Origin of the sequence: Leifsonia shinshuensis (assembly GCF_014217625.1) — a bacterium.
Lineage (GTDB): Bacteria > Actinomycetota > Actinomycetes > Actinomycetales > Microbacteriaceae > Leifsonia > Leifsonia shinshuensis_A.
In genome coordinates, this window is the sequence record NZ_CP043643.1 from 16,970 (window position 1) to 41,102 (window position 24,133).

Below are 24,133 nucleotides of genomic sequence, written 5' to 3' on the forward strand. Positions count from 1 at the left end.
AAGCTATTCCTTGCTGGCGCGTCGCCGGTTGAGTTCGGTGGCGAGCCAGAGTCCGCCGCCGGCGAGGATCAGCACGACGATGATGATCACGACCACCAGCGCGATCGGCGTCCCGGAGGACGAGTTCGCGGCCGTCGGGGGGCTGGTTGGTGAGGCGACAACGGAGGGGGTCGGCGTTGCCGATGACGTCGGCGTCACGGTCGCGGTGGCAGCGGCCGGGATGGGCCCGGCGTAGCTGAAGGTGTAGCTGCCGTCGATCGGATGCCCGTCGGCGGAGACCGTGCGCCAGGACACTGTGTAATCGCCTTGATCGGTCATCAGAACGGCACGGGACAGGGTCCGGTCCTGGATGCGGAGTTCGCCGGTGGTGACCTCGTGGCCGCCCGGACCGACGGCCTGGATGACGATGCCGCCCTGGAGGCCGCTCAGCGGTGCCTCGTTGAAGGTCAGCACGATCTGGTCCAGCTTTTCGGTGACGGTTTGGCCTTGGGCCGGATTGGATTCAGTGAGAGCATCGTGTGCTTCGGCAGGGGGCGCGGTCAGGCAGTTGGCGACCAGAGCGAGCGCGACGACTCCCAGGAGGGCAAGGACCCTCCACAGGAAACGGCTGGGCTCGGCGGCGGCGCTGGGGGCAGTCATCAATGGTCCCTGTGTTACTCGTGTGCGGAATGCTCGTGGCGGCTGTGCTGCGGGGGCTCGAACTGGAAGGTGGAGTGTTCGATACTGACCTCGAAGTGACTTGCAACGCAGTCCTGCAGCTTGTCCAGGAGCTCGGGCAGACGCCCGTTCTCGAAGGTATCGGGTTCCACGATGACGTGTGCGGTGAGGACCGGCAGCCCGGTGGCGATCTGCGTGGCGTGCAGGTCGTGGATGTCGACTACCTCCGGCAGCTCCAGGACGTGATTGCGCACGGAGTCGAGGTCGAGGCCGGGCGGTGTGGATTCCAGCAGCACGCTGGTCGTCTCCCGCAGCAACTTGAACGCACGCGGGAGGATCAGTACTCCGATGAACATTCCGGCCAGCGCGTCAGCGGCACCCCATCCGGTCAGTCCGATCAGGATCGCAGCGACGATGACCGCAACCGAACCGAGCGCGTCGTTCATCACCTCGAGGAAGGCGGCGCGGAGGTTGAAGTTCTCGCTTCGGCTGGAGGCCAGCACGGTCAGCGAGGCGATGTTGCCGACCAAGCCGATGATGCCGAAGACCAGCAGCTCGGTGGAGGGAATCTCCGGCGGCTCGAACAGCCGCCGAATGCCCTCGATCAAGACGAACACGCCGACCCCGAGGAGGACGGCGGCCTGCGCGGTCGCGGCGAGCACCTCAGCCCGCCGGTAGCCCCAAGTGCGCTTGTTCGTAGCCGGTTTGGTGCTCAGGTACGACGCCACCAACGCCATCGCCAGCCCGGCAGTATCGGTAAGCATGTGGCCGGCGTCGACGAGCAACGCCAGGGAGCCGGTGAGGACCGTGCCGACGACCTCGGCAATCAGGATGACGAAAGTGATGCCGAACGCGATCGAGAGGCGAACGCGATGGCGTTTGGCGGCCTCGCCGAAGAGTTCCATCGTGCTGCCATGGTCGTGGCCATCCATGCGACCTCCTTTCGCCATCACCCACTTTACGTCAATACATGCGAATATGTAAATTAGTTAATGTAGTTGAGAACCGTAATCAGAACCGTTCTCGGTACGATGAAGAATCGAGGAGCGAGTCGTGGACGAATTGACGTTGAACATCGAGAGCGCCGGCGAGCTGGCGGAGGTCTTCCATGGCCTGGCATCGCCGACGCGCTTGCGCGTGCTCGCCAGACTTCGGCAGAGTCCATCGAGCGTGACCGTCTTGGCGGAGGAGCTGGAGATCGGACAGGCGACGCTATCGAACCACCTGCGCATCCTCCGCCAGGCAAAGCTCGTCATCGGCGACCGCGACGGACGCTCCATCACCTACCGGCTGTTCGATGACCACGTCGTCGAGTTCTTCGACCAGGCACTGCTGCACCTCGGCCACGCCCAGCCGGGCGGCGACTAGTCGCCGAAGAGATCCCCCAGCCAGCCACCGCGGCGCTTGTTGCCGTAGCCGTTGTGGCCGGAGTTACCGTGGCCGGCGTTTCCGTGGCCGCTCTTGTTGTGATGTCCGGATCGATTCGGGTCCGACCATCCTTGCGGGTCAGCCGGGGCGGCGTATCCAGTCGATGGGCTCTGGGTCAGTGAGCGTTCGATGATCTTGTCGAGCTCGCCCCGATCCAGCCAAACGCCTCGGCAGGCGGGACAGTAGTCGATCTCGATTCCGGAGCGATCGGAGAGCAGGAGTGTCTCGCCGTCAACGGGACATTTCATGGTTCTTACCCTTCTGGTCGGTATGGTTGCCGGAGCGTAGGGGCCTCGTCTGAGAGTCGGCTGATCGCGGACGCGACTCGGATGCGGCAGTCAGGAGCCGTTTGCTACGCTTCCCACCAAAAGCTGGCTGTTATCGAACTGTGACCGTGGAGGTGAGGTGAACGCGCTGAGTGCAAGAGGAATCCGACGCTGGGTCGTCCTCGCCGTCGCAGCGCTCACCGTCGTGTTCGCTCTGCTGCTGGCGCACATGTTCGAAACGGCACACCCGGTCAACGAAACCGCCGGGCCCGCGGCATCCGCCATTGAGGGCAACGCCGCTCCGGCAGCAGCAAAAGCCGCCGCCGCCGCGCTCGCTTCATCAGAGAACGGCGTCCCACACGACCAGGTGCTGGTCCTGGGGTGCGTCCTCGGACTTGCTGCGGCCGCCTTAGCTCTAGCCCTGTTCGTGGGTTTGCTGCGACGAGACGTCCGCCTGACTCTTCTGCGCGTCGTGCGACGCCTGGGCGCGTCATTGCAGCTCGAGCGACCACTCGCGCCTTCTCTGGAATCTCTGGCCATAAGCCGGACCTGACGACACTTTCGCGCACCCACGGTGCCCTCGTCGTTCTTGTCCGTGCCCGCATAGGGCCGAGTCCGGAAACCCTAAATGCTCATCACCCGCCGCGCGCGGCCGGTTCGCCGCGCAACCTTCACCCCCGCCCCCGCTGAACCTCGATCACGTCGTGAGGCTCTCTCCGCTGAACGGAGCGTCCCAAGACGGCGACGCCGCAGCCGGCCGCGCTCCAAGGGTCGGCCTGCCCGCCGTTCCCTGCTACTTCCTCTGGCGGGGGCCGTCTTCGCCGTGACTTTGAGCGTGGCGACCTCGGTTCCAGCCGAAGCTGTACAACCTGACGGCGCCCTCGAAACGGTGGCCGACACCATCGTCGCGGGTGTGCCGCAGGCTATCGGGCAGACCGGCGGCGCAGCCGTTCCGGTGAATCGTGACGCACCCAGCGCGACCTCAGAAGCCGAACTCAAGGCTGCGGCGCGAACGGACCCCGCGGGCACTCTCGTGGGCAACACGCTTGGCCCGATCCAGTGGCCGTTCGCCGGCGATGTCCCGATCAGCGACGGCTATGGGTCGCGCTCCGCGCCCTGCTCCGGGTGCTCCAGCAACCACAAGGGCCTGGACATGACCCCCGGCGGCGGCACCAAGATCGCCGCGATCGCTGACGGCGTGGTCCGTTCCGCCGAAGAGTCCGATGTCGGGTTCGGCGTGAATGTGATCATCGACCACCGGGTCAATGGTGAGCGATTCGCAAGCCTCTACGCGCACATGCAGTTCGGGTCGTTGCAGGTCCGGGCCGGCGACCGCATCGCGGCTGGCCAGATCATCGGACGGGTCGGCACGACGGGCGCCAGCACCGGCAATCACCTCCACCTGGAGATCTGGGCGAACGGCGAGACACCGATCGACCCGTACTCCTGGCTCCGAGCACGAGCGAGATGAGTACCACCATGCCGAAACAGCCACGCCGGAAGCCACAGCCGACCCGCCGGCTTTCCGCGCGATTCTGGGCCAACACCATCGTCATCGCGCTCGCCTTCATCGTCGTGATCGTCATCGTGCTCGTCGGCCGGGCGCAATCGGCATCGAAACAGGACGCAGCGCCCGCCGTAGTGCGAGCCGACAGCCGAATCCTGCAGAAGGCGCCGACGGACAAGGTGACGGTGGTGGAATTCCTCGACTTCGAGTGCGAAGCCTGCGGCGCCGCCTACCCCGTGGTCGAGCAGCTGCGTGAGCAGTACAAGGACCGTGTCACATTCATCGCTCGCTACTTCCCCATCCCGAGTCACAAGAACGCGATGAACGCGGCGATGGCTGCCGAAGCAGCCGGCCGTCAAGGCAAGTTCACCGAGATGTACTCGAAGCTCTTCCAAACTCAGACGCAGTGGGCCGAACGACAGGATGACCAGTCGACTGTTCTGCGATCTGTGGCCGAGTCGCTCGGCCTGGACATGCGCCAGTACGACAAAGACATCGCCGACCCGACACTCCGGATCCGGGTGATGAAGGATCAAACCGACGGTGTCCAGCTGGGTGTGGCGGGTACACCAACGTTCTTCCTGAACGGCGAGAAGCTCACGCTGACCTCCACAGAGCAATTCGCCGCCGAGCTGGAGAAGGCGTGGCGGCGATGATGTTGGGCGACCGCCGGATCCGCCGCCAGATGCAACGGCTGTGGAGGACACCAGAAGCACACGAGACCATCCCGGCAGCCGTGTACCGGGAGCTGATCGAAGCAGCGACCGCGGCCTCCGTCCAGCTCCAGGTCCTCCTCCGCCGCAGGCCCGCAGACTCTGACGTGGAGCTCGAGGCACTCAGCGACGACATCGACACCCTCATTCGGATCATCAAGCGTCATCGACCAACCCGCTGAATCGAGAAGAATCATGTCCACTACTAACCGGCCCGTCCTCATCGCCGCTACAGCGGTCGCATTGGCGGCACCCCTGTTGCTCTCCGGCTGCTCGATCGGGGACACCGTATCCAAGCAAGCGCAGAACGCCGCCTGCCCCTTGGTCACCCCGATCACCGACAAGGTGGCATCCGACATCGATGCCGCCTTGAAGTCCGCGGTGCTCGACCCCGCGGCGGCCCTCGACCAGCTGAAGGCCGCCCGGACGATCCTGGCGCCGATCGCCGATCAACTGCCCGCGGGGAAGCAGCAGACTGCCGTGCAGAACGTGGTCGACACCATCGACAAACTCATCCCCGTCTTGAAAGCGGAATCCACCGGGTCGTCGACGGGCACCAGCTCGGACGTGCTCACCAAGAAGCTCTCCGAACAGATGAAGGCGCTGACCACCCTATGTTGACCGAACAAGCCGTAGAGACGGCGACCACTGGAGACGTCGACCGTCGACGCGTGGCGTTGCGTGCGCTGTCCGCAGGCCTTCTCGCGATTGCTGTAGACCAGGCAGTCAAGGGCATCGCCATCCTTTCACTCCCGTATGGCCAGCCCGTGCCGACGGTGATCCCCAGCCTGGATCTCAATCTGGTCCTGAACGCTGGAGCGGCGTTCGGGCTCGGCGCCCGAGTCGGCCCCCTGTTGGCGGCCGGAATCCTCATCGTCCTGACCGTCCTCACGGCCTGGATCATCCGACGAGTGATTCGTCGGGAGAACCCGACGGTGACAATACTGCTCGCGATCGCCGCCGGTGGCGGCTGGGGCAACATGGTCGACCGCGCGCTCCGAGGAGAGCACGGCGTCCTCAGCGGTGCCGTGGTCGACTACCTCTCCGTCAGCTGGTTCGCCATCTTTAACCTCGCCGACGTCTTCACTGTGGGCGGCATCGCGGCCGCGGTAGTTGCCGCAACTGTCCAAAACCGCCGCGCGCAGGGCGTCGCGGCGGCGACCGTTCACGACACGGTGACCGGCGCATGACCGGGACCCTCTCCGCACTCTCGACGGTGGCACTCTACGTCGCGATGGGCTTCTACACGGCGGCTTTCGTGGTCTTCTCCATCGACCTGGCCAGACGCGGAGCCGAAGCGACAACGACCGTCCCCAGCGCGGTCGCACGACGGATCGCGGCAACACAGCCACCGACGACCGTTGTCATCGGCGAGGAATCCAGCGAGCAGTCGACCAAATCGAAAGGAGCGCCGTCCCGCGCCGCCCGCGGCGTCACACGATGGGCATTCGGTCTGACGATCGCGGGCTTCGCCTTCCATCTCATCGCGACGGTGCTGCGCGGCGTCGCTGCGGCCCGAGTTCCCTGGGCAAACATGTGGGAGTTCTCGATGACCGGCACGTTGGTCATCGTTGGTGTCTTCCTGCTCGCCAACCTCAAGTGGGACATCAAGTACCTTGGCACGTTCATCGTCGGCCTGGTGCTTGTGCTGCAAGGCGTGGCACTGTTGCGGTACTACGTTCCTGTCGTTCCCCTGCAGCCGGCGCTCCAGTCCTACTGGTTGGTCATCCACATCATCGTCGCCGTCCTGGGGACCGCGTTCTTCGCCCTGGGATTCGCGCTATCCGGACTCCAACTGCTGCAGTACCGGCGTGAAGGCCAGGTCAAGGAGTTTCTTCCGCAGCAATTCCGGTTCCTGGCTACCCTGCCAGACTCGGTCGCGCTAGAGAACCTCGCCTATCGGATCAACATCGTCGGCTTCATCGCCTGGACGTTCACGCTCATCGCTGGAGCCATCTGGGCCTCCGCAGCCTGGGGTCGCTACTGGGGTTGGGACACGAAGGAGGTCTGGACGTTCATCATCTGGGTGATCTACGCCGGCTACATCCACGCCCGCGCCACGCGCGGCTGGCGTGGCTCTCGCTCCGCGTGGCTCGCGATCATCGGCTTCGCCGCCGTGCTGTTCAACTTCGGTATCGTCAATGTCTTCTTCAAGGGCCTGCACACCTACTCGGGACTGTAAGTCCAAGCCCCGGAGGGCAACAGTACAGCGATGCATTAATTCAGCATTCGCTGTACATTGGTGGAATGAGCATCGTCATGCCGGCGGCGACCATCACACACACCGCCGCTCTCGCCCGCTTCGGCCACGCGCTGTCCGACCCCACACGAGTGGGTATCCTGCTGGCCCTGCGGGAAGCACCCGCCTATCCATCTGACCTCGCGGACGCCCTGGACGTGAGCCGTCAGGTGATGTCGAATCAGCTGGCCTGTCTGCGCGGCTGCGGCCTGGTCGAGGCCATCCCGGATGGCCGACGCACCTGGTACCGACTTGCCGATGGGCACATCGCCCCTGCACTGGATGAGCTGCTTCGGGTGGTCCTCTACGTTGAACCCGGGTGCTGCGAGGGCGAGGAGTGCAACTGCACATGACGACGGCGACCGCACTCACAGACGCCCGCCGCGGCGTTCTGCGTCGACGAATCCGATGGATCGTATCGATCACAATCGGGTACAACCTCATCGAGGCCGTCGTCGCGATCACCGCCGGAAGCGCCGCATCCTCAGCCGCACTCGTCGGCTTCGGCTTGGACTCAACCATCGAGGTGCTCTCCGCTGTCGCGGTCGCCTGGCAATTCACTCGGAAAGATCCGGAGCGATGGGAGAAGGGCACGCTGCGCGTCATCGCGGTCGCGTTCTTCACGCTCGCGGCCTACGTAACCGTGAGCTCGCTGCTGGCCCTGGTCGGAGCTGTCAATGTAAAACACTCACCGTTTGGGATCATCCTCACCGCGGTCAGTGTCGTGATCATGCCCTTCCTTTCCCTCGCCGAGCGTCGCGCTGGGAAGGAAATCGGTTCTGCGACAGCGGTTGCCGACTCCAAACAGACATTGATCTGTACCTACCTGTCAGCAGCGGTGCTGATCGGGCTTGTTCTGAACAGCGCCTTCGGCTGGTGGTGGGCAGACCCGATCGCGGGCCTCGTCATCGCGGTTTTCGCACTGCGTGAAGGGCTGGAGGCTTGGAAAGGCGATGCCTGCGCGACATCTGTTGGAATGGTGCTAGAGGACGGGAGCGACCACGATCAGTAGGTGATGCGCAACGCTTCGCCCTCCTGGCTCAGCCGCGCGATACGCCCACGCAAATGGCACGCCTCATGAATGCACGCCAACAGGCCCTCCATCCACGCACGCCTCGACCGCATCTGCCCCGCACGGTCGGAGATGTCGTACCCGCCCGCTGAAGGATCCGCTTACGTACCAGCGATGCCGCCACGCAGCGATAACAGAACACCGCCACACAGCGACCAAAGTCACAGACGAGAGCGATCGCCTCAGCGTCCCAGAAACGATCGCTTTCGGTGTCAGCGCGGTCGGATTCAGGCTCTGCGCCAAGGCTGCCCTACTCTAGGAGCTTTCGCTTGCCCTGCTCGTACTCCGCATCAGTAAGAACTCCTTCGTCGTGAAGAGCGGCCAGCTGGCGGAGCTGTCGAGCAAATCGCGGCGGCATGTGGCGCACGGTTTGGCGGGCGGCCCATTGGTGACGCCGCCACGACGTCCGCATTCGAGAAGCGAGATACCCGCCAACGAGGCAGATTCCCACTACAGCCAGAAGGATCCCTCCGCACATCCACAGCCTCGCGTCTGCAGCGGCTGAAGCAGCGGCCGGGTCAAATTGAGAAGCACGGACCTCTGCAATGCCTGCGCGATCGGCCTGAATCAGAAAAATGATCGTTCCGGAGATCGCGGCAGCCGCCCCAACCATCCACAGCAGTGCACCGTGTGATCCGCGCTCGGTGTGGGCTTCACTCAGCTCGGATGTGAGAACTTTCGCGCTCATGCGTCGAGGGTAGTCCTGTGGGTGGCGAGGTGGCACGCCTCTGGGCGATTATCGAATGGCGTCGGCGGGGTCAATTCGCGCGGCGCGTACGGCGGGAAGGAAGGCCGCGAGAGCCCCACAGACGGCGCCGGCTACCGGCGCGATCGCGATCGTCTCCCAAGGCGCGATCGCGGTCCATCCGCGCGCGGCGGCGACTGCGACGGAAATTGCTAATCCGCCTGCGATTCCGGCAAGTGCGCCAGCGAGGCCGATAACGACGCCTTCCCAGAGAAAGATTGCCGCTACGCCGCGTTGTCCCAGTCCCACGGCCCGGGCTAGCGCAAGTTCTTGCGTGCGTGCTTGAACTGAGATGAACATCGCTGAGGCGCCGCTAAGTATGGCGAGGGCCAGAAGCGCGATCGCCAACGAGGCGAGTAACCCGTTGAGGTCGGTCTGCACTCCTACCCGCAAGTTCCGTAGCTCGGCAGCGGTCTCGACTGAGATATCTGCGGGGGATGCCGGGGAGAGAGCGAGCGGTATCGCGCTGGCTAAGGGTCCGGCAAAGCCAGGATCAGTTCGGACCACGATTTGTCGAGAACCGGCCGAAAAAGGCGGTAACGGTACGACAACACTCGTCAAGAGGTTCGGTTCCCGAGGCGCAGCAGTGATAGTGCCCACGACTGTATACGGTTCGCCGTTGACCCAGACCTCAGCTCCAATTCCGCCCCTGTCGGACAGGCCGAGCTGTGCGCCCGCGTCCGCACCAACGAGCGCCACGTGTTCCTTGGTCGATGAGAAGAGCCTGCTCAGGCTCTGGGGGGACGTTCCGATATCCAGCACCCCGAAGAGTCCACTATCAACGGCCACGGTGCTCCCTTGAAAGGGCGAGTTACCGCTGGCCGAAGTGAATGCGAACCGGCTTGTCCGTGCGGTGTTGGCGTCGAGGGGTGCCACCTGCCCGACCTCTCGGACATGTGGGAGCTCCCCGAGTCGGTCTAGCCAGGCGGCGGCCTCCTCGTCTGATGTACCCGCCGGTACGTTCACCCGAACCTCGTCCCGAGCTGCGGCCGTTAGCCGTCCGGCGATCTGCTGCGAGGCAGTCGCGCCGATGCCGGCCGCGCCGATGAGTCCCGCGAATGCGAGAGCGAAGGCCGCAATCAGAGCGACAGAACGCAGCGGTCGAGACGTCACGTTGTTGATCGCCCGAGTGAGGCGATCCGATGCCCGTCGTGACCGTGTGCCACGACGCTCCTTTGAGGGAGTCACTGCCAGCGACGGCCGTTCCTGTCCGTCAAGTTTCGAGCCAACAGAATTTTCTGCCCCCGTGATCTCTAGAACACCGTCAGCCATCCGGACCGTTCGGTCGGCGTAGGCGGCAATCCTCGGATCATGGGTGACGAGGATGACCGTTGCTCCCTGTCGATTGAGCTCGAGCAGGGCCTCCATCACTTGATCGCCGGTCTCGCTGTCCAGGTTTCCGGTGGGCTCGTCCGCGACGATGATCGAAGGATTCGTTGTAAGGGCCCGCGCGATGGCAAGTCTTTGACGTTCCCCACCGGAGAGTGACCGTGCCAGTGCAGCGGCCTTTTGATCAAGGCCCACGGCTTCTAACGCTCGCGAGACCTTTTCGGATTGCTCGCGGAGCGGTGCTCCTTGAATTGCGAGGGCCAGCGTCGCGTTTCGTTCGGTGCTTTCGTATGGGTTGGCGTAGGAGGACTGGAAGATAAATCCGTAGGTTGTGCTGCGCAGGTGATCGATCTGTGTTGCGCTCAGACCGCGAACGTCAATGTCGCCGAGGTGGTAGCTCCCCTCCCAGCGTGAGTCGAGCAATCCGATGATGTTGAGGAGTGTCGACTTTCCCGATCCGGATCGCCCCACGATCGCGAGGAATTCGCCCGGTTCGACGACCAAGGACGCCTCTCGGACAGCGAACCACTGCTGCGACTCTCCGTAACGGCGCTGGATATGGTTGAGCGTGAGCCGTGGCGGTGAAACGGTCATTGGGACACCAATATCTCGTCCCCGACTGCGAGGCCCTCAGCTTTGATGGCCGTCCACCCGTCCGCATTTCGTACCACGACGATTGGAGTGCGCGCAGGAGTATCCGATTTGCTGCGCTTGATCACGTAGTCACCGCCAGAGTCCGACCGGATGGCGATTGTAGGCACTGCCATGTCGGGTTTTGACTCGGTGCCGAAGAGGACTGCGACGGCGTCGCCTGCCGTCAGGTTTCCGCCGGCATCAAGGTTGATTTGGATGTCGCGGCCGGGTGGCCGTCCGCCGCTGGTGGGGCTCGACTGGAAGTCACTGATCTTGGCCACGGCGCCGGTGCCCTTTTTCCCGCCAGAGCCGGTGATTGTCACCTTGTCGTTCAGTTTGATTTGTTCGGCCTCGCTGACACTGGCTCGCACACTGACGTAGGGGGATCCCATTCCCAGCACAGCGAAGGGGTGATCGTTGTCCACGGAAGTGCCGGCCGGAGCGACAGAGACCAAGGAGAGGGCGCCGAGCGAGGTTGGAACGGTGTAGAACTCTGCGGTGGTGATCGTCGTGGAGTATCGACCACCAGGTGGCTCGACATTTGCGGCTGAGTAGGCGGAGCGCACTGCACTGAGGGTGGCGCTATCGACCTTCCCCGTTTGCGGGACTCCAAGCGCCTTTTGCAAGCTGGCGACGTCACTGCCAGTATCTCCAGCGACCAGGTTCCGGAAGAGCGGTATATCCACGCTGTACAGAAACACGGGTCTGTTCGAGACAGTACCAAGAAGCTGTCCGTTGGTAAGTGGGCCGGGGTTAGCCGAAACAGAAGTGACAACGATGCGCTCTGCGCCCGCCGGTGGGCCAACCGTCACCGGCTGTTCCTGTGTCCCCGAGACCTCGCCTTGGATGCGGATGTCGGCGGTCACGGTCCTGGATTCAACCGGGGCGTATACGGGCACATTCGTCCCGCGAGCGTCAAGCACAGCCGAGTCCGGCGAACGCACCCATATACCCAGAAGGAATGCCGCACCCGCGATAAGGACCGTGATTAAGACAAATGCGAGTGCGCGGAAGGGATGATCCAAACGACGCAGCCGCCGCGGCTCACCCGCCAACGGTCGTGACCAATTTCTGTGCTTGGGCGACCACCTTCTTGACCTTGTCGCGGTAGGCCGTCAATTCGCCCTCGTGATCATCGATGTACCCTGCCTGCTTGGTCGCTTCCCAGTCCGCCAGCGTCTGGACGGAATTGAGTGATTCTTTGCACCGTACGTCGATTGCAGCGACCTCGAGCTGCTCTTCTCCAGCGGAAGGGAATTGAGGCACCAGAACCCGGGCATCCTTGTTGGCCGCCAGGCCCCCGTCCTGTATGCAGCTGAGCCACTTCTCCCGGACCGACTTAAACTCGTCGCTGGCAAGAAGAGCCTCGAACGATTCATTCATCCCGCGATCTACCACCGACTGATCCGGCGACGTGTTTACCCCCATCACGGGTAGCTGCTTGGTTGATTTGAAGCACGCCCGATAGTCCTGCCACCAATCGGGACCGAGCGCATCCTCCTGGGCTTGAACATCTTTCGACTGACTCGACTCGGGTAGCTCGTACCCATTGGCCTCAGCGTCGGCCGGCGCCCATAACCCATACCGACGATCCGGTAGAGGCGCGAGCGCCGACCAATCCTGAGACGCGCGGGGGAAAGTCAGCCCCTTGTTGGCCATGCACTTTTCGATCGCAATCGAGTTCGCATGGTTGACCGTCTGAACCTCACCCCAACTCATCGCATATGACTCAAGCGGCAACAGAATCTGTGCCGTCGCCGGATTGAGCTGCGCGCGCACGTTGGCGTGCGCTTGCGACGGCCCGGACGAACACCCGGTCAATGCAACGACGAAGATGAGCGCTGCTGCTGAAGTCGTCGCTGTCAGCCGCCCACCCGCCATCAGTAGAAGTAGAGGGAGTCGAACGAGTCGTTACGCCAGTCAGGCCAATTGAAGAAGCCCGCGGCTCCTCCGGGCTGCTGGAACAATGAACCCGAGTAACCGGGGTCGCTGAACCAGCCGATATAGGCAGTTCGGTTGTTGGCGACGGAGGAGATGACGTCGTGGAACCCCGCAAGCGACGACTGGCTGCTGGTCCACGATCCGAAGGCTCCGGCATAGCTGGAGTCAGTCCAGGCGCACGCGCGGTTACTGCCGCACTGAGTGATGGATGCCTGTGCCGGTGCGCTGAATCCAATGACAGAAGCAGCGACAAGAGCTGCAGCACCTGCAACCCCAATGATTGAACGCTTTTTCACGATATCTCCCCAATCCTCAGTGAACGTGAAGCTGAGCCGGAGTCTAGAACGCCCTGTCTAGGGGACGCAAGTACCAAGCGCGAGAGCTCCACGAGCATCCGAGAACATCAAAGCTGGTGCCATCTCGGGCGGCACCAGCCTGGTCGTCGGGCACCGCTATGGCCCGCCGGGTCGCTTGCGCTAACGATCGTTTCTGAACCTGCCCCCTGTCCCAATGTCGGGACGATGGTGTAGTGTCCCAAGCATGGGACAGCAAGACGGCGGATACCTCGATTGGCTCAGATGGCATGACTCGCTCACCACTGAGGAGCGGATCGCCCGCGGGCCTTTTCAGTCCGCGTTCGCAGTAGGCCGTGGCGAGCACGGTAAAGGCGCAATCGACCGCGCGCGCCGGCAGGCGTCCATCGCATCCCACGTGCTCGACCAGGTGGAGGAGCAAGCGGTGTTCGCCCTCCTCGTCGACGGCCACAGCGTCCGCGACGTCGCCGCGAGCACCGGGCTCAGCAAGAGCGAGGTGGGACGCATCGCCAAGCGTTTTGAACGGGACGGTGACACCTTGGTGTCGCACGCGACGTTAGCGCCCCTGGGAGCCGCAGACGATGTGCGCGACGGCATCCGCGCCGCGTGGGGTCACCGCTGATGCGGGGGTACACAGCGGTCCCGGACCCGTGGCCCATGCCCACCCTGCCGCAGTGGGCGGCCAACATCGTGGACAACGCCGTGCTGTTCATCGTCGGCGTGGTGATCGTCGCCGGCATCGGTGTCGTTGTGTGGATGGTCCTGAGCGATCGCGCTGAGCGTCGGCGCCCAGATGGAGGGCTGCATGCGTTTCGACCGTTCCACGCTGGGCGACGAGCTGCCCGGCAGGGTGCACCGGTGGTCGCTCCGGCAGAGCTGAGCGACCAGGACGCACCCGCCTGGGTGGCCGGCTACCATGTCGGCCGCATGGAACCGGTCGCGTCCCGGAAGTAGGCCGCCCGGTAATGCGGGAGGGCTCGTCAGCTCTGGGTATGAGAGTGTCGATGGCATGAGCGATGAACCAGAAGCGAACCCTCACCTTCGGGATGCGTTGCTGATCGCCAGGCAGCAGTGGCAGCTCAACGAGATACGCGAGCTGGTGCGCGCCTTCGCGCGAAATGGGACGTCGACGGCTCCGCCGGAGGCGTACGCCTATCTCGAACTCATGGTGGATGCGATCGTGGACGATCCGGAACAGGTAATGGCGCTCAACGCGGACGTGAGTCGGCTACTCAACGACGGGGGTACGACCTTCGATCCAGACGGTCGCCAGGCCGGCTGAGCTTCACGGCCTCGGCGTCCCGCTGCGTGGGTCGAGGCCAGCCTTCCATCGCTCGCGCTGTTCCTCCGGGGTCACGATCTGCCCGTGCGGGTCGGTGATGGGGACGAGGAACTTCGGCGTGCCTAGCTCGCCTTCGGCGGCGGCCTGTGCCTCAGCGAGGCTTTCGTAGTAGCCCAATGGCCACCGGTCAGCACGTTTCAGGACCCAATGGTCGACGCGGTACATCATCAGCGTTTCGCGGGTGATCTTGTTCACGGCCGGCCCGTGGTGGATTAAGAAGCGCGGTTGGATCGCGTCGTCGAGCACCAGCCAGTCGCTCTCCCCCACCCGAATCGTTCGCACGAATCCATTCGAACATACTTTCGAATCTCTGGTCTAATGGGGGCATGAGCACGAACCGCCGATATCCCGAAATGGGGATCGGCCGCGGCGTGGAGGAGATTCTGATCCGAGCCCAGCCGGTGAGTCTGACCGATGCGGAGCTCGACGTCGAGCACCACCCGATTCACCGGCCGGCGGAGCCGCGGCCGGTGCGGGCGTGGGTGCGTTTCCCGGAGACGGTGATCCGCCCAGAGTGCGAGGCGATCGCCTGGACGGATCGCGCCGTTCAGGTCCGTTGGACGTCGGTCAACGGCATCGTGCGTACGGCATGGGTGTGGCGGGGCGCGATCGAGGATGGTTGGGACCGGCCGCCGATTCCCCCGCGGCGATAGGAGTCCCTTGTCAGGCTCGGTCGCCAGCCGACCGCTCCGTAGCCTGTTGTTCCAGCCGCTCCCGGGCTTCGGTGATCAGCCGGCCGAGCGCGAACAGGGAGGGGATGGCCTCCGGGTTGCCAAGGCCGGAGTCGTCGACGAGCGTGACTTCGAGAGGGTTCTCATCCTCTGAACGGTTGTTGACCGCGGCGCGGATCGTGATGGCATCGATGTCGGCGTGGAGGACGTCTTCACCAGAAATTCCTCCTGTCATGACCACTGTGCCGTCGCCGCGCCGTTCGAACGTGCCCGCGGAAGTCGCGGTGGGAGGCATGTACCAGAGCAGATCGGCCGCGAATCCGGAGTCCGCCGGCAAGCCCATCTTGGCCAGGAAGAGCCGGGTGTACGTCGGGGCGAGCTTGCTCGTCTCCTGCGCCAACCATTCGGAGCGGAGTTCTTCTTGCTCGGCCGCTTCCTGTGCGCGCTTGGCCTCAATCTCGGCCAGCTCAGAGCGGTACTTGGAAAGGGCGGCCTCTGCCAGTCGGGAGTTCGTCATGCGGTGCCGCCGTTCGTCCGTGCGCGACCGGTGTACGTGAGGCCGGCACGGCGCAGGGCGTCGGCCGGCGTGCCGTCGCTGTAGTCGGGGGCCTCCCCCGTCATCGGCAGCGGCGCATTCGCGCGGGCGTACTCGTGCACCTGGTCGCTGAGTGCGTCCCAGGTTGGGATCTCACCCACCGGAGTGGTGACCAGCTCGACGCCGCACGTGATCCCTTGTTCGGTGAGGTATTGGCGGGCTGCCGTGAGGTACGCCTCGGCGTACGCGGCCAGGTCGCGCGCGAACAGCGCTTCGACGTCCTCGACGAGCTGCTGCGCGGCCGCGGCCCGCTCCTCGGTCATCCCCTCGGTGAACGTGGCTTCTGCGGCCGCGTCGCGTTCGTCGTCGTACAGGTCGCCCAGACCGAAGTCGTAGAACACATCCTCCGCGTCGAACGGCAGCCGCACCGGCTCGGTGCGGTAGCGCAGCAGCTCGGCGTCGTCGTCGCCGGCGGTGCTGTGGACGATCTGGCGCACGTAGTCGGCTTCCCATGATCCGGGCCGGCCGGCCAACAGCTCCTCAACGCCGCCCAGGTTGGCGGCAACGGCCGTGAGGACGTAGGTGGCGATTTCTCCGAAATCGACGGGCTCGACGGTGGCCTGCTCGGTGCCGGCGCCGCGCACGCGCGTCTGACGCGCCGCCGCGGTGAGTGCGGCGATCGCGTCGGCTACCGGGTTGGGCTCGGCAGGCTCGACCGCCTGCAGTGTGGTGGTCATCGTGTGGTCCTTCCGGATCGATACTCGAGGACGGTCTACAGGTTGGCCGCAGCGGCCCCCTGGGGCAGCTCACGGGCTCCCACGGGCGGGAACGGCTGCCCGTTGTTGTACTTGGCTTCCAGGCGCTCGACCTCGGCCATGACGGCCTTGTGGATGAACTGCGAGAGGTTGCGGCTGCCCTCAGTGGTCATCGTGTAGAGGATCGCGCCGCGCACGCGGTCGGTGTCGGCGGGGTCTTGGTAGAACGACACCTTCGCCCGTGACTTCGGCTCGCGTGGCGCGGGCTTCGTCGCGGCGCGCTCGGCAGCCTGGAGCTGGCGGGTCTGCTCTACCTGGTCGGCGTCCTCGTGCTGTTCTTGCGTCCACCGGGTGGCGTCGACGGCAGTCGGCGCGGCCGCGGGTGGCGGCGTGATGGGGCTCGATCCGGCGAGGCTGGATTTGCGTGGTGCTGGTCGGTTCATGATGCGGCTCCTTCGATCGCAGTCAGGTGGTCGGCGTAGATGGCTCCGAGTTCTGTCGCTTCGGAGCCGCCCCACTCGTCGAGGCCGCGTGCGGCCTCGGCCGCGTCGGAGATGACGACGCGCTTGGGGACGACGGGTGAGAGCATCCGCAGCCCTCGGGCCGTGATGGCTTGTCCCAGCTCGTCCAGCCATGTGCGGCCGCTGACGGTCTTTTCCTCGTGCTTGTTGACGATGACGCCCGCGACGCTCAGTCCGGGGTTGTAGTAGGCCCTGACGTTCTCGATCGTGTCGAGGAGCTGGCCGAGCCCGTTGGCGCTGAACAGCTTGGATTCGGTGACAACCACAACGGCATCGGCGGCCGTCAGGCCGTTGATGGTGAGCTGGTCGAGGCTGGGTGCGCAGTCGATCAGGATCAGGTCGTAGTCGTCGACGACGCTGGCCAGGGCCTCGCGCAGGCGGCCTTCTCGGCCGGCTCCGGCGATCACGAGTTCGTCGCGCACGTAGCCGAGCGTGACGCCACTGGTGGGCACGACGTCGAGGCCGGGCCAGACGCCGGGAACGATGACGTCGCGGATGGTCTCAGGTGCGCGCGAGCTGAGCGCGTCGGCAAGGCCGGCCTGGTCCTCCCCTACATCCTCGGCCGCGGCGATCGTCGTCAGGTTGCCTTGTGGGTCGTTGTCGACGGCGAGCACGCGCCGGCCTGCACGCACCGCGGCGCGCGCCAGGTGAAACGTGGTCGTGGACTTGCCGACGCCGCCCTTCTGGTTGCAGAGGGCGAAGATTCGAGCGGTCACGTTGGTTACCTCCAATGGGTCTAATAGTACTGTTACCGTCACGTCATGCTGCTGCGTTGTGTGCGCGTGGCGTGACAGGGCCGGGGAGCTGTCGGGCAGCTCCCCGGCCCTGCTTCGACTCAGAACGGGGTGTCGTCGTTGGTGTCGGCGGCGGCCGTCGCGCGCTGGACGGTGACGCTCTGTCCGCGCAGGCTCACACCGATTTCGTCGGCGCGGACCTCGTGCTGAAGCCGGGTTCCCTGCTCGCCCTTGTACTCGGTGATGCGGTAGCCGCCGGAGAAGGTAACGCGGATGTTTCCGCCTGCCTCGGCCGCGTCCACGAGGTTCTGCGCCTGGTTGCCGCTCACGGCGACGTCGTAGGCCGTGGCCGGACCGTCGCTGTAGGAGCCATCCGACTGACGGATGCGGTCGCTGACGATGACGCGGGCGTAGGTGTACGGGCCGTGCTCCCCCTCCCGGAGCGTGGGCGTCTCGGCCAGGTTTCCAGTGCGAGTGATGTAGCTCATTTCGATTCCTCCCAGAATGATGGTGCCTCTAACAGTACTGTTGGGGTTTATAGAGTTGCAATGACCTAGTAGCGCTCGACCTCCATCTCTCGGCCGTCCATCTGGGGCGGGTACAGCACCCACTCGATGCCGCTGACCGGGTTGGGGTTCTCGACGCGGACGCCGCGCACGGGCGAGCCGAACTCGATCGGCCCCAGCTCGTCGGTGACGCGCAGCGGCGTGCGGTAGATGCGGCCGCCGTGGCTGAGGATGCGGTCCCCGATCCGCAGGTCTGCGAGTCGAGTGACGATGATCTTGGACATGGCTTCTCCTATGGAGTGATCTAACGGTAATAGTACTGTTAGGGTCGTTGGGGCTGTTTTATGTTCCTGCTGGTTCGTGCCGGTGGATGTCGACTGGGCTACTTATGGCCCTTCGTTCACCTCTAATAGTACTATTACCGGCGTTGGGGGTCAAGTCACTGGCAGCTGTCACATTGCAGGGCTTCCATCGGGTCGATGGGCACCACGTACTCGGCCGCAGGGGAGCGGTAGTGGGCATCGCCTTCGTCGTCGCCCGCGGCGTGCGCCTCGATCCACATGTCCGCGCTGGCTGGCTCCCCGATCGCTCGAAGCATCCCCGCCAGGGCCTCGACCTCGCCGCAGCTCAGGGTCGGCCCCAGGTCGCCTGCCATGTCTCCGGCGGAGAACACCGCCGCGAATCGAGTGACGTCGCTGGTGTTGGTAATGAGTGTGCTCATCGCTTCTCTCCCTCTCCCTCTCCCTCATGTTGTTTTGCCGGGAAGGCACGTAGTGCCGTTCAGGGAGAGCGGTTGGAGTGCAACCCGCAGGGCGGCGGGGGAGAGAATTTCCGCGCGAAATAAGGGAGCTTGCGACCGCGTGCGGAAAATCTCGGCGGAGCTGGCTCCCGCAGGGAGCTTGCGCGGAGGCCGCCGACCGTAGAATGCCGCAGGCTTCCCGGCAAAAGACAGGGGCCGAAGGCCGTACAGTCGGCCGGCTCCGTCCGGCCGTCCGTTGTCGGCGCCGGCTCCGTCCGGCGCCGACCGCTCTGGACGGTGTTCAGTCGAAGCCGGGGCCGAAATTGTCGGTCCAGCATTGCGGATGAATGCCGGTTCGGATCAGCTCGCGTTCCGCGGCCGGCCTCGCGGGGGCGGCGTCCTGAATCAGCGCGCCCGCGCGCAGCGCGGCGGCTTCCGCGGCCGTGAGCTCGACGACGCTCGACCGGTGACAAAACATGCATGCGGGTGTGGTGTGCGTCTCGGTGGTCATGAGTCCTCCAATAGTGGTGTTGGGGTTAGTCGGCGGCGAGGTCGTAGCCGCCGAGCGGAGAGCGGCCGGGGACGTGGCGGCGTCCGTGCTCGCCGCGCTCGGTGAGGATCGGGACGCCGGGCCGCTGCCAGGCGGCCGGATAGGTGGCGGTGACCCATGCGGCGACGGCCGCGATCCGCTGCTTGTTCTCGAACCGGGCGAGCTTGCGGGGGAGGATCGGCAGCTCGCGCCATCCGGGGAGGGCGTGGTCGTGCCACGCCTCGACGGCGGCGCTCTCGTTGTCGGTGATGACGTGCCAGGCGCAGCGCGGGCAGTTGGCCTGATACCGGCCGCCGCCGGGCAGCGGGGCGGCGCTGTGGTCGTGGTCAACCTCACGGCACCAGGCGTCCGCGGTGAACATGTGCAGCTCGTGACCCTCGGTGACGGTCGGGCCGTCCAAGTAGTAGGCGCGGTGCCACATGTGGCTGCGGGGGATGCAGCCGAAGTGCCCGTGCTCGGCGCAATAGCGCTCGAACGCGGCGACCAGGGCGGCGGGTTCGTAGTAGTCCGCCGTGTAGCTGAGGGGCGCGCCATCCCAGGGGGTGGCGGCGACCGCCTCGCGCTCGAATTCGGCCAGGTCGAACAGGGTGGGCTCACCGGTCATTGCAGTTACCTCCAACAGTACTATTAGGGTCAGGCGGTGGCGAGCTCGGCCGCGGGCTCGGTGAGCGCGTCCGCGAGGGTGTGCGCGGCGCGCAGGACGTTGGCCGCGGTGGCCTTGATGGTGTCGGAGTCGCAGTTGCTCCACCCGGCGACGTAGCCGACGCTGTAGGCGCTGGTGTCCAGTCCGAGAATGCCGGCGACGACGTAGGCGACGCTCTCGGCTTCGGTTTCCTTCACGCCGCGGTGCTCGATGTACTCGGCCTGATCCTCCTCAGCGTGCAGGATCGCGTGCGCGGCCTCGTGCAGGGCCGTCTTGGCTGCCTGGGCGGGAAACAGGTTCGCGTCGATGACGATGCGTCGGGCCTCGGGGTCGGTGTAGCCGTTGGCAGCTCCCGCGATGGGCTCGCACTCGACGGTCCAGCCGGTGCCGGTGAGGTAGTCGGCGGTGGCCTCGAAGATGCCGCGGGCGTCGTCTCCGGTGAGCGGTCGCGCGATGTCGGCCGGGTCGCCGGCTTCCTCGTCGATGAGGTCGGTCTGTCCCATGTCGAACACGGAGACGGGGAAGAACCGCACGCGGCGCTGTTCTTCTTCCTCGCCGGTTCGTTCGTTCTCGACCGTCTCGCGAATCTCGCGGCCGCCAAAGATGCGGATACCGCGCTCGCCCTTGCGCACTTGGCGGTTGAGCTTCTGCCAGGTCCTGTATCCGGCGACGTGGGTCGCCTCGGGCCGCTGGGCGAAGATCAGCAGCAGGTTTCCCAGGAAGGCTGGGGAATTGCATCTGATGCAGGATTCAGGGATTCGAGACCGGCCGAGGCTGCGTCGCCTCGGGCCCTGTGGTCGCTGCGTAGAAACGCCACATGAGGTGCTGCGGTGCGGAAACGAGGAGCGAACCTCACCCCGGATCGTGCATCTGATGAATGATATCATCATCGGGTGTCGGTGCGAGGTGCGGATGGTCCCGAGGAGGAGCGGTCGGTGCGCGTTGCTCAAGGCAGCCCAGCGGCGCGGCTGCTCACACCGGGCGTGGCGCTGTTCGCCGCCGAGGAGACCGTGCTCGCGGCGATGCTGGAGGGCTGGGAGCTGCAGCAGCGGTCCCGAATGCTGTCGGGGTTGACGATCGAGCGTCGGCTGTTGACGGTTCGCCGGTTCGCGTCGTTCACGAACGACTACCCGTGGCACTGGACGCCGGGCGATGTCGAGGCGTGGACGGCGGAGATGGTCTCGGCGGGGATGGCGCACTCGACGGTGCGGAACTACCAGATGGCGGTGTCGCTGTTCTGCGGCTACCTCTCCGATCCCCGTTATCAGTGGCACGAGGTCTGCGAACGGCACTTCGGAGACGTGCCGGTGCAGGTGTTCCACGAGTGGAACACGGTGATCCATCGCAGCGACTACGAGGGGCGGCCGGGCAACCGGCCGCTGTCGCGCGACGAGCTCCAAGCGTTCTTCGACTATTGCGACCAGCGCGTCTCCCAGGTGCAGTCGACGGGCCGCAAGGGCTGGCTGGCGGCGTTCCGCGACGCGACACTGTTCAAGACGATCTACGCCTGGGGTCTGCGCCGGCGGGAAGCCTCCAAGTTGGAGACGGTTGACTGGTCGGGCAACGCTGCGGCTATCGGGTTCGGCCGATACGGGGCGCTGGCCGTCCGCTACGGCAAAGCACTGCGCGGCAGCCCGCCCAGGCGTCGCACCGTTCTGACCACGATGGGGTGGGCGGCCGAGGCCGTCGCGGAGTGGACGGAGGAGCTTCGCCCGCTCTACGACGCGACAGGCACGGCGTTGTGGCCGACTGAGCGGCGCGCCCGCGTCAGCGCGGATGCGATCTCGCGACGGTTCGCCGAGTACCGGGACGCGATCGGTCTGGACCGGAACCTCGGCCCGCACTGCCTGCGCCACTCGTATGCGACGCATCTGCTCGAAGACGGCTTCGACCACTTGTTCGTGCAGCAGCAGCTCGGCCATTCCTGGGGCTCGACGACCGCGATCTACACGACCGTCGGCGCCGACTACAAGAACAAGGCGCTGCGCCGAGCCCTCGACCGCGCCTTCCAGCCCGAGACCGAGTGAGACCCCGAGGAGGAACACGATGGCACGCACACCCCAGCCCCGCCTGGGATACCGATGGCACCTGCGACGGCTGATGGCCGCCCAGGAGATGTTCGCCACCACGACACTGGTTCCGCTGCTCGCCGAGCGCGGCATCGTCCTGTCTGAAGCGCAGGTATATCGGCTCGTCACCGGCACCCCCGAGCGGTTGAGCCTGCGCACTCTGACCGCGCTCTGCGACATCCTCGGCTGCACCCCGAACGACCTCATCGAGCCCGTCGCCGAGACCGCAGCCGTCAAAGCTACCGGCACCACCGGGAAACCCACTGCCGTCTCGGCCACGGCGAAGACCCGCACCCCGCGGCGCGCGGATATCACCCGCAGCAAGTGACGGGACAAACCTGTCAGCTCTGCGACCGCGCCGCGATGCCCGGCCGTGGGCTCTGCTCGCGTTGCAGCAAGGGCGTCGGTCGAGTGCGCGGCGACTGCTCCCGCTGCGAGAAACCGGATCGGCTGCTCGACTTCGAGGGCCGCTGCCGATGGTGTCGTGAACGAGCCAGGAAACACTGCCAGGACTGCAGCCGCAGTGACGTCCTCCTCGTCGGCATCGACGGGAACCGTGTCTGCAATCCCTGCGCGCTGCGGCGGCACCTTGACCGCGTGCTCACCGGAGACGGCGTGCTCGCCCCGCTGCACGCGTCGGTCCTCGCCGCGGAACCCCTCACGACCCGCCGCTGGCTGACCCGCACCCGCGACCTGCTGCGCGACCTCGACACCGGCCGCATCCCGCTCAGCCACGACACCCTCGACCGGTTCCCGCAACGCCGAGCAGCCGAGCATCTGCGCGCGCTGCTGATCGCCGCTGGGCTCCTCGAGCCGGACCCTCATCGAAGCCTGCGCCGCCTCGAAGCCCGCGTCCTGGATCTGACCGCACCGCTGGATCACGAGCACCGGCAGCTCGCGACGCGCTGGCTCAACTGGAAAGTCCTGCCACGGCTGCGGACTCTGGACGAGCAACAGCGCGTCGACATCAGCGCGCGCAACGCTACCCGCCAGATCGAACAGGTCGTCGCCTTCCTCGCTGGACTGCAAGACGTCGACCGGCATCTGGACGAGGCAACCCAGCACGATATCGATTCGTGGTTCGCGGGCCCCGGCGCCATCCGACACGTCGTCCGCCCGTTCCTCACCTGGGCACGCCAGAACCGTCAGCTGCCCCGAGAGATCGAGCTCCCGCCCACCTACGTCGGACAGCCCGTCACCCCGATGGACACCGAACAGCGTTGGCAGATCGCCCGGCGACTGATCACCGACGACACCCTCGATCCCGCCGACCGGATCGCCGCCGCGCTCATCGTGCTCTACGCGCAACCGGTGAACCGGGTCGTTGCGCTCACGACCGACGACGTGACCGTCACCGAGACCGGCACGAACCTCGCCCTCGGCACTGACGCGCTCGAACTGCCCGAGCCGTTCGCGACCGTGATCCGCCAACTCCCGGTCCGCCGCCGCGCCGGCACGGCCGAGCAGCTCCCGACCCGATGGCTGTTCCCCGGAAACCACGCCGGCACCCACATCACCCAGAACGCTCTAGCGAACCGGCTGCGCCGAACACTCGACATCCAGCCGAGGCAACTGCGCCTGGCCGCAGCCGAGCAGCTCACCCGAGAGATCCCGCCCGCGATGCTCGCCAGCATCCTCGGACTGCGCCCACTCACCATCGTCCGCATCAGCGCGAACGCTGGCGGCTCGTGGGCGAACTACGCCGCCGACCGGCAGACCTGACAGCGAGTATTCACGGGGTTCGAATACGCCAACCCTGCCAGTCCTGTAGCGGTGGAACGACTGGGCGAAGTTCAGGAAGGCCGCCCATGCCTCGGATTCGCGCAGCGCCTCGACCTGTGTCGCGATCGTCGCTTGCAGCTCCTCGGCCTCGGCACGACGCTCCTCGGCGCTCTTGGTGCTGGTGATCTTGCGGGCCATCTCGCTACCTCCGGTGACGGTATTAGTACTATTAGGGCCACTCAGACCCCCTCCACGTTTTCTTGCCGTGAAGGCACGAAGTGCCATTCAGGGCAGAGGAGGGAGTGCAACCCGCAGGGCGGTGGGGGAGAGAGTTTTCGGCCGATGTGAGGAGCGCAGCGACGCGGCCGAAAAGTCTCGGAGGAGCCGGCGGCGCAGCCGCTTGCGCGGACGACGAGGCCCGTAGAATGCCGCAGGCTTCACGGCGAGAAAACGAGCGCCGCAGGCGCGAGAAGCAGCCGGCCGCGTGCGGCCGTCGTTCACG

Annotated in this window: 36 protein-coding genes; 17 read left to right on the top strand and 19 right to left on the bottom strand. The window is 65.5% G+C overall.

Going from position 1 to position 24,133, the window contains the following annotated elements:
• Positions 1–3 precede the first annotated feature (3 nt).
• Positions 4–639, bottom strand: coding sequence for a copper resistance CopC family protein (locus F1C12_RS22345; RefSeq protein ID WP_021762764.1), 636 nt, complete (start codon positions 637–639; stop codon positions 4–6).
• A gap of 14 nt (positions 640–653) precedes the next feature.
• On the bottom strand, positions 654–1,589 hold the full coding sequence (locus F1C12_RS22350; RefSeq protein ID WP_021762765.1) for a cation diffusion facilitator family transporter: 936 nt from the start codon (positions 1,587–1,589) through the stop codon (positions 654–656).
• 121 nt (positions 1,590–1,710) lie between these two features.
• Between F1C12_RS22350 and F1C12_RS22355 the strand changes: the two genes are divergently transcribed.
• Complete coding sequence (locus F1C12_RS22355) at positions 1,711–2,025, top strand: ArsR/SmtB family transcription factor (RefSeq protein ID WP_021762766.1); 315 nt, start codon at positions 1,711–1,713, stop codon at positions 2,023–2,025.
• Here F1C12_RS22355 and F1C12_RS22360 read toward each other — a convergent pair.
• Entirely contained in the window at positions 2,022–2,333 is a 312-nt protein-coding gene (locus F1C12_RS22360; protein ID WP_081703940.1) for a TFIIB-type zinc ribbon-containing protein, read from the bottom strand. The two genes, F1C12_RS22355 and F1C12_RS22360, sit on opposite strands and share 4 nt — an antisense overlap.
• A gap of 157 nt (positions 2,334–2,490) precedes the next feature.
• Here F1C12_RS22360 and F1C12_RS22365 point away from each other — a divergent pair, with 157 nt between their 5' ends.
• The 9 genes from F1C12_RS22365 to F1C12_RS22405 all read left to right on the top strand — a co-directional run bounded on the left by F1C12_RS22365 (position 2,491) and on the right by F1C12_RS22405 (position 7,822).
• Complete coding sequence (locus tag F1C12_RS22365) at positions 2,491–2,904, top strand: hypothetical protein (protein WP_021762769.1); 414 nt, start codon at positions 2,491–2,493, stop codon at positions 2,902–2,904.
• Between the two features lie 336 nt (positions 2,905–3,240).
• A complete protein-coding gene (locus tag F1C12_RS22370; protein WP_051336951.1) occupies positions 3,241–3,822 on the top strand; it encodes a M23 family metallopeptidase in 582 nt (193 codons plus the stop codon).
• On the top strand, positions 3,819–4,514 hold the full coding sequence (locus F1C12_RS22375) for a DsbA family protein (RefSeq protein ID WP_021762771.1): 696 nt from the start codon (positions 3,819–3,821) through the stop codon (positions 4,512–4,514). The genes F1C12_RS22370 and F1C12_RS22375 overlap by 4 nt, the downstream gene beginning before the upstream one ends.
• Complete coding sequence (locus F1C12_RS22380; RefSeq protein WP_155829005.1) at positions 4,511–4,753, top strand: hypothetical protein; 243 nt, start codon at positions 4,511–4,513, stop codon at positions 4,751–4,753. The genes F1C12_RS22375 and F1C12_RS22380 overlap by 4 nt, the downstream gene beginning before the upstream one ends.
• Before the next feature lie 61 nt (positions 4,754–4,814).
• Positions 4,815–5,192, top strand: coding sequence for a hypothetical protein (locus F1C12_RS22385; protein WP_185279204.1), 378 nt, complete (start codon positions 4,815–4,817; stop codon positions 5,190–5,192).
• The gene (locus F1C12_RS22390; RefSeq protein ID WP_021762774.1) at positions 5,186–5,761 is read left to right on the top strand and encodes a signal peptidase II; all 576 of its coding nucleotides are present in this window, start codon (positions 5,186–5,188) and stop codon (positions 5,759–5,761) included. The genes F1C12_RS22385 and F1C12_RS22390 overlap by 7 nt, the downstream gene beginning before the upstream one ends.
• Positions 5,758–6,753, top strand: a complete 996-nt coding sequence (gene ccsB / locus F1C12_RS22395) for a c-type cytochrome biogenesis protein CcsB (RefSeq protein ID WP_115698371.1) — start codon at positions 5,758–5,760, stop codon at positions 6,751–6,753. The genes F1C12_RS22390 and ccsB overlap by 4 nt, the downstream gene beginning before the upstream one ends.
• A 65-nt stretch (positions 6,754–6,818) precedes the next feature.
• Positions 6,819–7,163: an ArsR/SmtB family transcription factor gene (locus F1C12_RS22400; protein WP_021762831.1), complete on the top strand. Its 345-nt coding sequence runs from the start codon at positions 6,819–6,821 to the stop codon at positions 7,161–7,163.
• Positions 7,160–7,822, top strand: coding sequence for a cation transporter (locus tag F1C12_RS22405; protein ID WP_021762832.1), 663 nt, complete (start codon positions 7,160–7,162; stop codon positions 7,820–7,822). The genes F1C12_RS22400 and F1C12_RS22405 overlap by 4 nt, the downstream gene beginning before the upstream one ends.
• A gap of 310 nt (positions 7,823–8,132) precedes the next feature.
• On the opposite strand, the gene F1C12_RS22410 is transcribed toward F1C12_RS22405, so the two are convergent.
• The 5 genes from F1C12_RS22410 to F1C12_RS22430 form a co-directional block, all read right to left on the bottom strand.
• Positions 8,133–8,570 carry an SHOCT domain-containing protein gene (locus F1C12_RS22410; protein ID WP_081703946.1) on the bottom strand — a complete coding sequence of 146 codons (438 nt, stop codon included), beginning with the start codon at positions 8,568–8,570 and terminating at the stop codon, positions 8,133–8,135.
• 48 nt (positions 8,571–8,618) lie between these two features.
• Positions 8,619–10,550: an ABC transporter ATP-binding protein/permease gene (locus tag F1C12_RS22415; protein ID WP_115698370.1), complete on the bottom strand. Its 1,932-nt coding sequence runs from the start codon at positions 10,548–10,550 to the stop codon at positions 8,619–8,621.
• Positions 10,547–11,455: a hypothetical protein gene (locus tag F1C12_RS22420; protein WP_147295979.1), complete on the bottom strand. Its 909-nt coding sequence runs from the start codon at positions 11,453–11,455 to the stop codon at positions 10,547–10,549. The genes F1C12_RS22415 and F1C12_RS22420 overlap by 4 nt, the downstream gene beginning before the upstream one ends.
• Before the next feature lie 178 nt (positions 11,456–11,633).
• A complete protein-coding gene (locus F1C12_RS22425; RefSeq protein ID WP_147295978.1) occupies positions 11,634–12,470 on the bottom strand; it encodes a hypothetical protein in 837 nt (278 codons plus the stop codon).
• A complete protein-coding gene (locus tag F1C12_RS22430; protein WP_021756243.1) occupies positions 12,470–12,826 on the bottom strand; it encodes a peptidase inhibitor family I36 protein in 357 nt (118 codons plus the stop codon). Before F1C12_RS22430 ends, F1C12_RS22425 begins: the two co-directional genes overlap by 1 nt.
• Before the next feature lie 244 nt (positions 12,827–13,070).
• Between F1C12_RS22430 and F1C12_RS22435 the strand changes: the two genes are divergently transcribed.
• From F1C12_RS22435 to F1C12_RS22445, 3 genes are read left to right on the top strand one after another with little or no spacing between them, the layout of a single operon-like run.
• Positions 13,071–13,466: a hypothetical protein gene (locus tag F1C12_RS22435; protein ID WP_021756244.1), complete on the top strand. Its 396-nt coding sequence runs from the start codon at positions 13,071–13,073 to the stop codon at positions 13,464–13,466.
• A 35-nt stretch (positions 13,467–13,501) separates the two neighbouring features.
• A complete protein-coding gene (locus F1C12_RS22440) occupies positions 13,502–13,798 on the top strand; it encodes a hypothetical protein (RefSeq protein WP_039920821.1) in 297 nt (98 codons plus the stop codon).
• A 55-nt stretch (positions 13,799–13,853) separates the two neighbouring features.
• Positions 13,854–14,126, top strand: coding sequence for a hypothetical protein (locus F1C12_RS22445; protein ID WP_039920823.1), 273 nt, complete (start codon positions 13,854–13,856; stop codon positions 14,124–14,126).
• Positions 14,127–14,129: 3 nt separating this feature from the next.
• Here the strand turns inward: F1C12_RS22445 and F1C12_RS22450 are convergent, their stop codons facing one another.
• Positions 14,130–14,453, bottom strand: coding sequence for a hypothetical protein (locus tag F1C12_RS22450; protein WP_021756247.1), 324 nt, complete (start codon positions 14,451–14,453; stop codon positions 14,130–14,132).
• 59 nt (positions 14,454–14,512) lie between these two features.
• Between F1C12_RS22450 and F1C12_RS22455 the strand changes: the two genes are divergently transcribed.
• The gene (locus F1C12_RS22455) at positions 14,513–14,839 is read left to right on the top strand and encodes a hypothetical protein (RefSeq protein WP_147295977.1); all 327 of its coding nucleotides are present in this window, start codon (positions 14,513–14,515) and stop codon (positions 14,837–14,839) included.
• Positions 14,840–14,849: 10 nt separating this feature from the next.
• On the opposite strand, the gene F1C12_RS22460 is transcribed toward F1C12_RS22455, so the two are convergent.
• From F1C12_RS22460 to F1C12_RS22505, 10 genes are all read right to left on the bottom strand, one after another.
• Positions 14,850–15,374, bottom strand: coding sequence for a hypothetical protein (locus F1C12_RS22460; RefSeq protein ID WP_021756249.1), 525 nt, complete (start codon positions 15,372–15,374; stop codon positions 14,850–14,852).
• Positions 15,371–16,129 (bottom strand): hypothetical protein, encoded by a 759-nt coding sequence (locus tag F1C12_RS22465; RefSeq protein WP_021756250.1) that lies wholly within the window; start codon positions 16,127–16,129, stop codon positions 15,371–15,373. Before F1C12_RS22465 ends, F1C12_RS22460 begins: the two co-directional genes overlap by 4 nt.
• A 35-nt stretch (positions 16,130–16,164) precedes the next feature.
• Positions 16,165–16,590, bottom strand: coding sequence for a ParB family protein (locus tag F1C12_RS22470; protein WP_021756251.1), 426 nt, complete (start codon positions 16,588–16,590; stop codon positions 16,165–16,167).
• Complete coding sequence (locus F1C12_RS22475; protein ID WP_039920825.1) at positions 16,587–17,384, bottom strand: ParA family protein; 798 nt, start codon at positions 17,382–17,384, stop codon at positions 16,587–16,589. Before F1C12_RS22475 ends, F1C12_RS22470 begins: the two co-directional genes overlap by 4 nt.
• A gap of 119 nt (positions 17,385–17,503) precedes the next feature.
• The gene (locus F1C12_RS22480; protein ID WP_021756253.1) at positions 17,504–17,890 is read right to left on the bottom strand and encodes a single-stranded DNA-binding protein; all 387 of its coding nucleotides are present in this window, start codon (positions 17,888–17,890) and stop codon (positions 17,504–17,506) included.
• A gap of 65 nt (positions 17,891–17,955) precedes the next feature.
• Positions 17,956–18,192 (bottom strand): hypothetical protein, encoded by a 237-nt coding sequence (locus F1C12_RS22485; protein WP_021756254.1) that lies wholly within the window; start codon positions 18,190–18,192, stop codon positions 17,956–17,958.
• 155 nt (positions 18,193–18,347) lie between these two features.
• Entirely contained in the window at positions 18,348–18,629 is a 282-nt protein-coding gene (locus F1C12_RS22490) for a hypothetical protein (RefSeq protein ID WP_021756255.1), read from the bottom strand.
• 319 nt (positions 18,630–18,948) lie between these two features.
• Positions 18,949–19,158 (bottom strand): hypothetical protein, encoded by a 210-nt coding sequence (locus F1C12_RS22495; protein ID WP_021756256.1) that lies wholly within the window; start codon positions 19,156–19,158, stop codon positions 18,949–18,951.
• Positions 19,159–19,183: 25 nt separating this feature from the next.
• Complete coding sequence (locus F1C12_RS22500; protein WP_021756257.1) at positions 19,184–19,801, bottom strand: DUF6349 family protein; 618 nt, start codon at positions 19,799–19,801, stop codon at positions 19,184–19,186.
• Positions 19,802–19,830: 29 nt separating this feature from the next.
• Positions 19,831–20,730: an ImmA/IrrE family metallo-endopeptidase gene (locus tag F1C12_RS22505; protein ID WP_258046282.1), complete on the bottom strand. Its 900-nt coding sequence runs from the start codon at positions 20,728–20,730 to the stop codon at positions 19,831–19,833.
• 3 nt (positions 20,731–20,733) lie between these two features.
• On the opposite strand from F1C12_RS22505, the gene F1C12_RS22510 reads away from it, so the two are divergent.
• The 3 genes from F1C12_RS22510 to F1C12_RS22520 all read left to right on the top strand — a co-directional run bounded on the left by F1C12_RS22510 (position 20,734) and on the right by F1C12_RS22520 (position 23,631).
• A complete protein-coding gene (locus tag F1C12_RS22510; RefSeq protein WP_258045872.1) occupies positions 20,734–21,867 on the top strand; it encodes a tyrosine-type recombinase/integrase in 1,134 nt (377 codons plus the stop codon).
• A 19-nt stretch (positions 21,868–21,886) separates the two neighbouring features.
• Positions 21,887–22,237 (top strand): helix-turn-helix domain-containing protein, encoded by a 351-nt coding sequence (locus F1C12_RS22515; RefSeq protein ID WP_185275282.1) that lies wholly within the window; start codon positions 21,887–21,889, stop codon positions 22,235–22,237.
• Between the two features lie 269 nt (positions 22,238–22,506).
• Positions 22,507–23,631, top strand: coding sequence for a hypothetical protein (locus F1C12_RS22520; protein ID WP_185275590.1), 1,125 nt, complete (start codon positions 22,507–22,509; stop codon positions 23,629–23,631).
• Positions 23,632–24,133 lie beyond the last annotated feature (502 nt).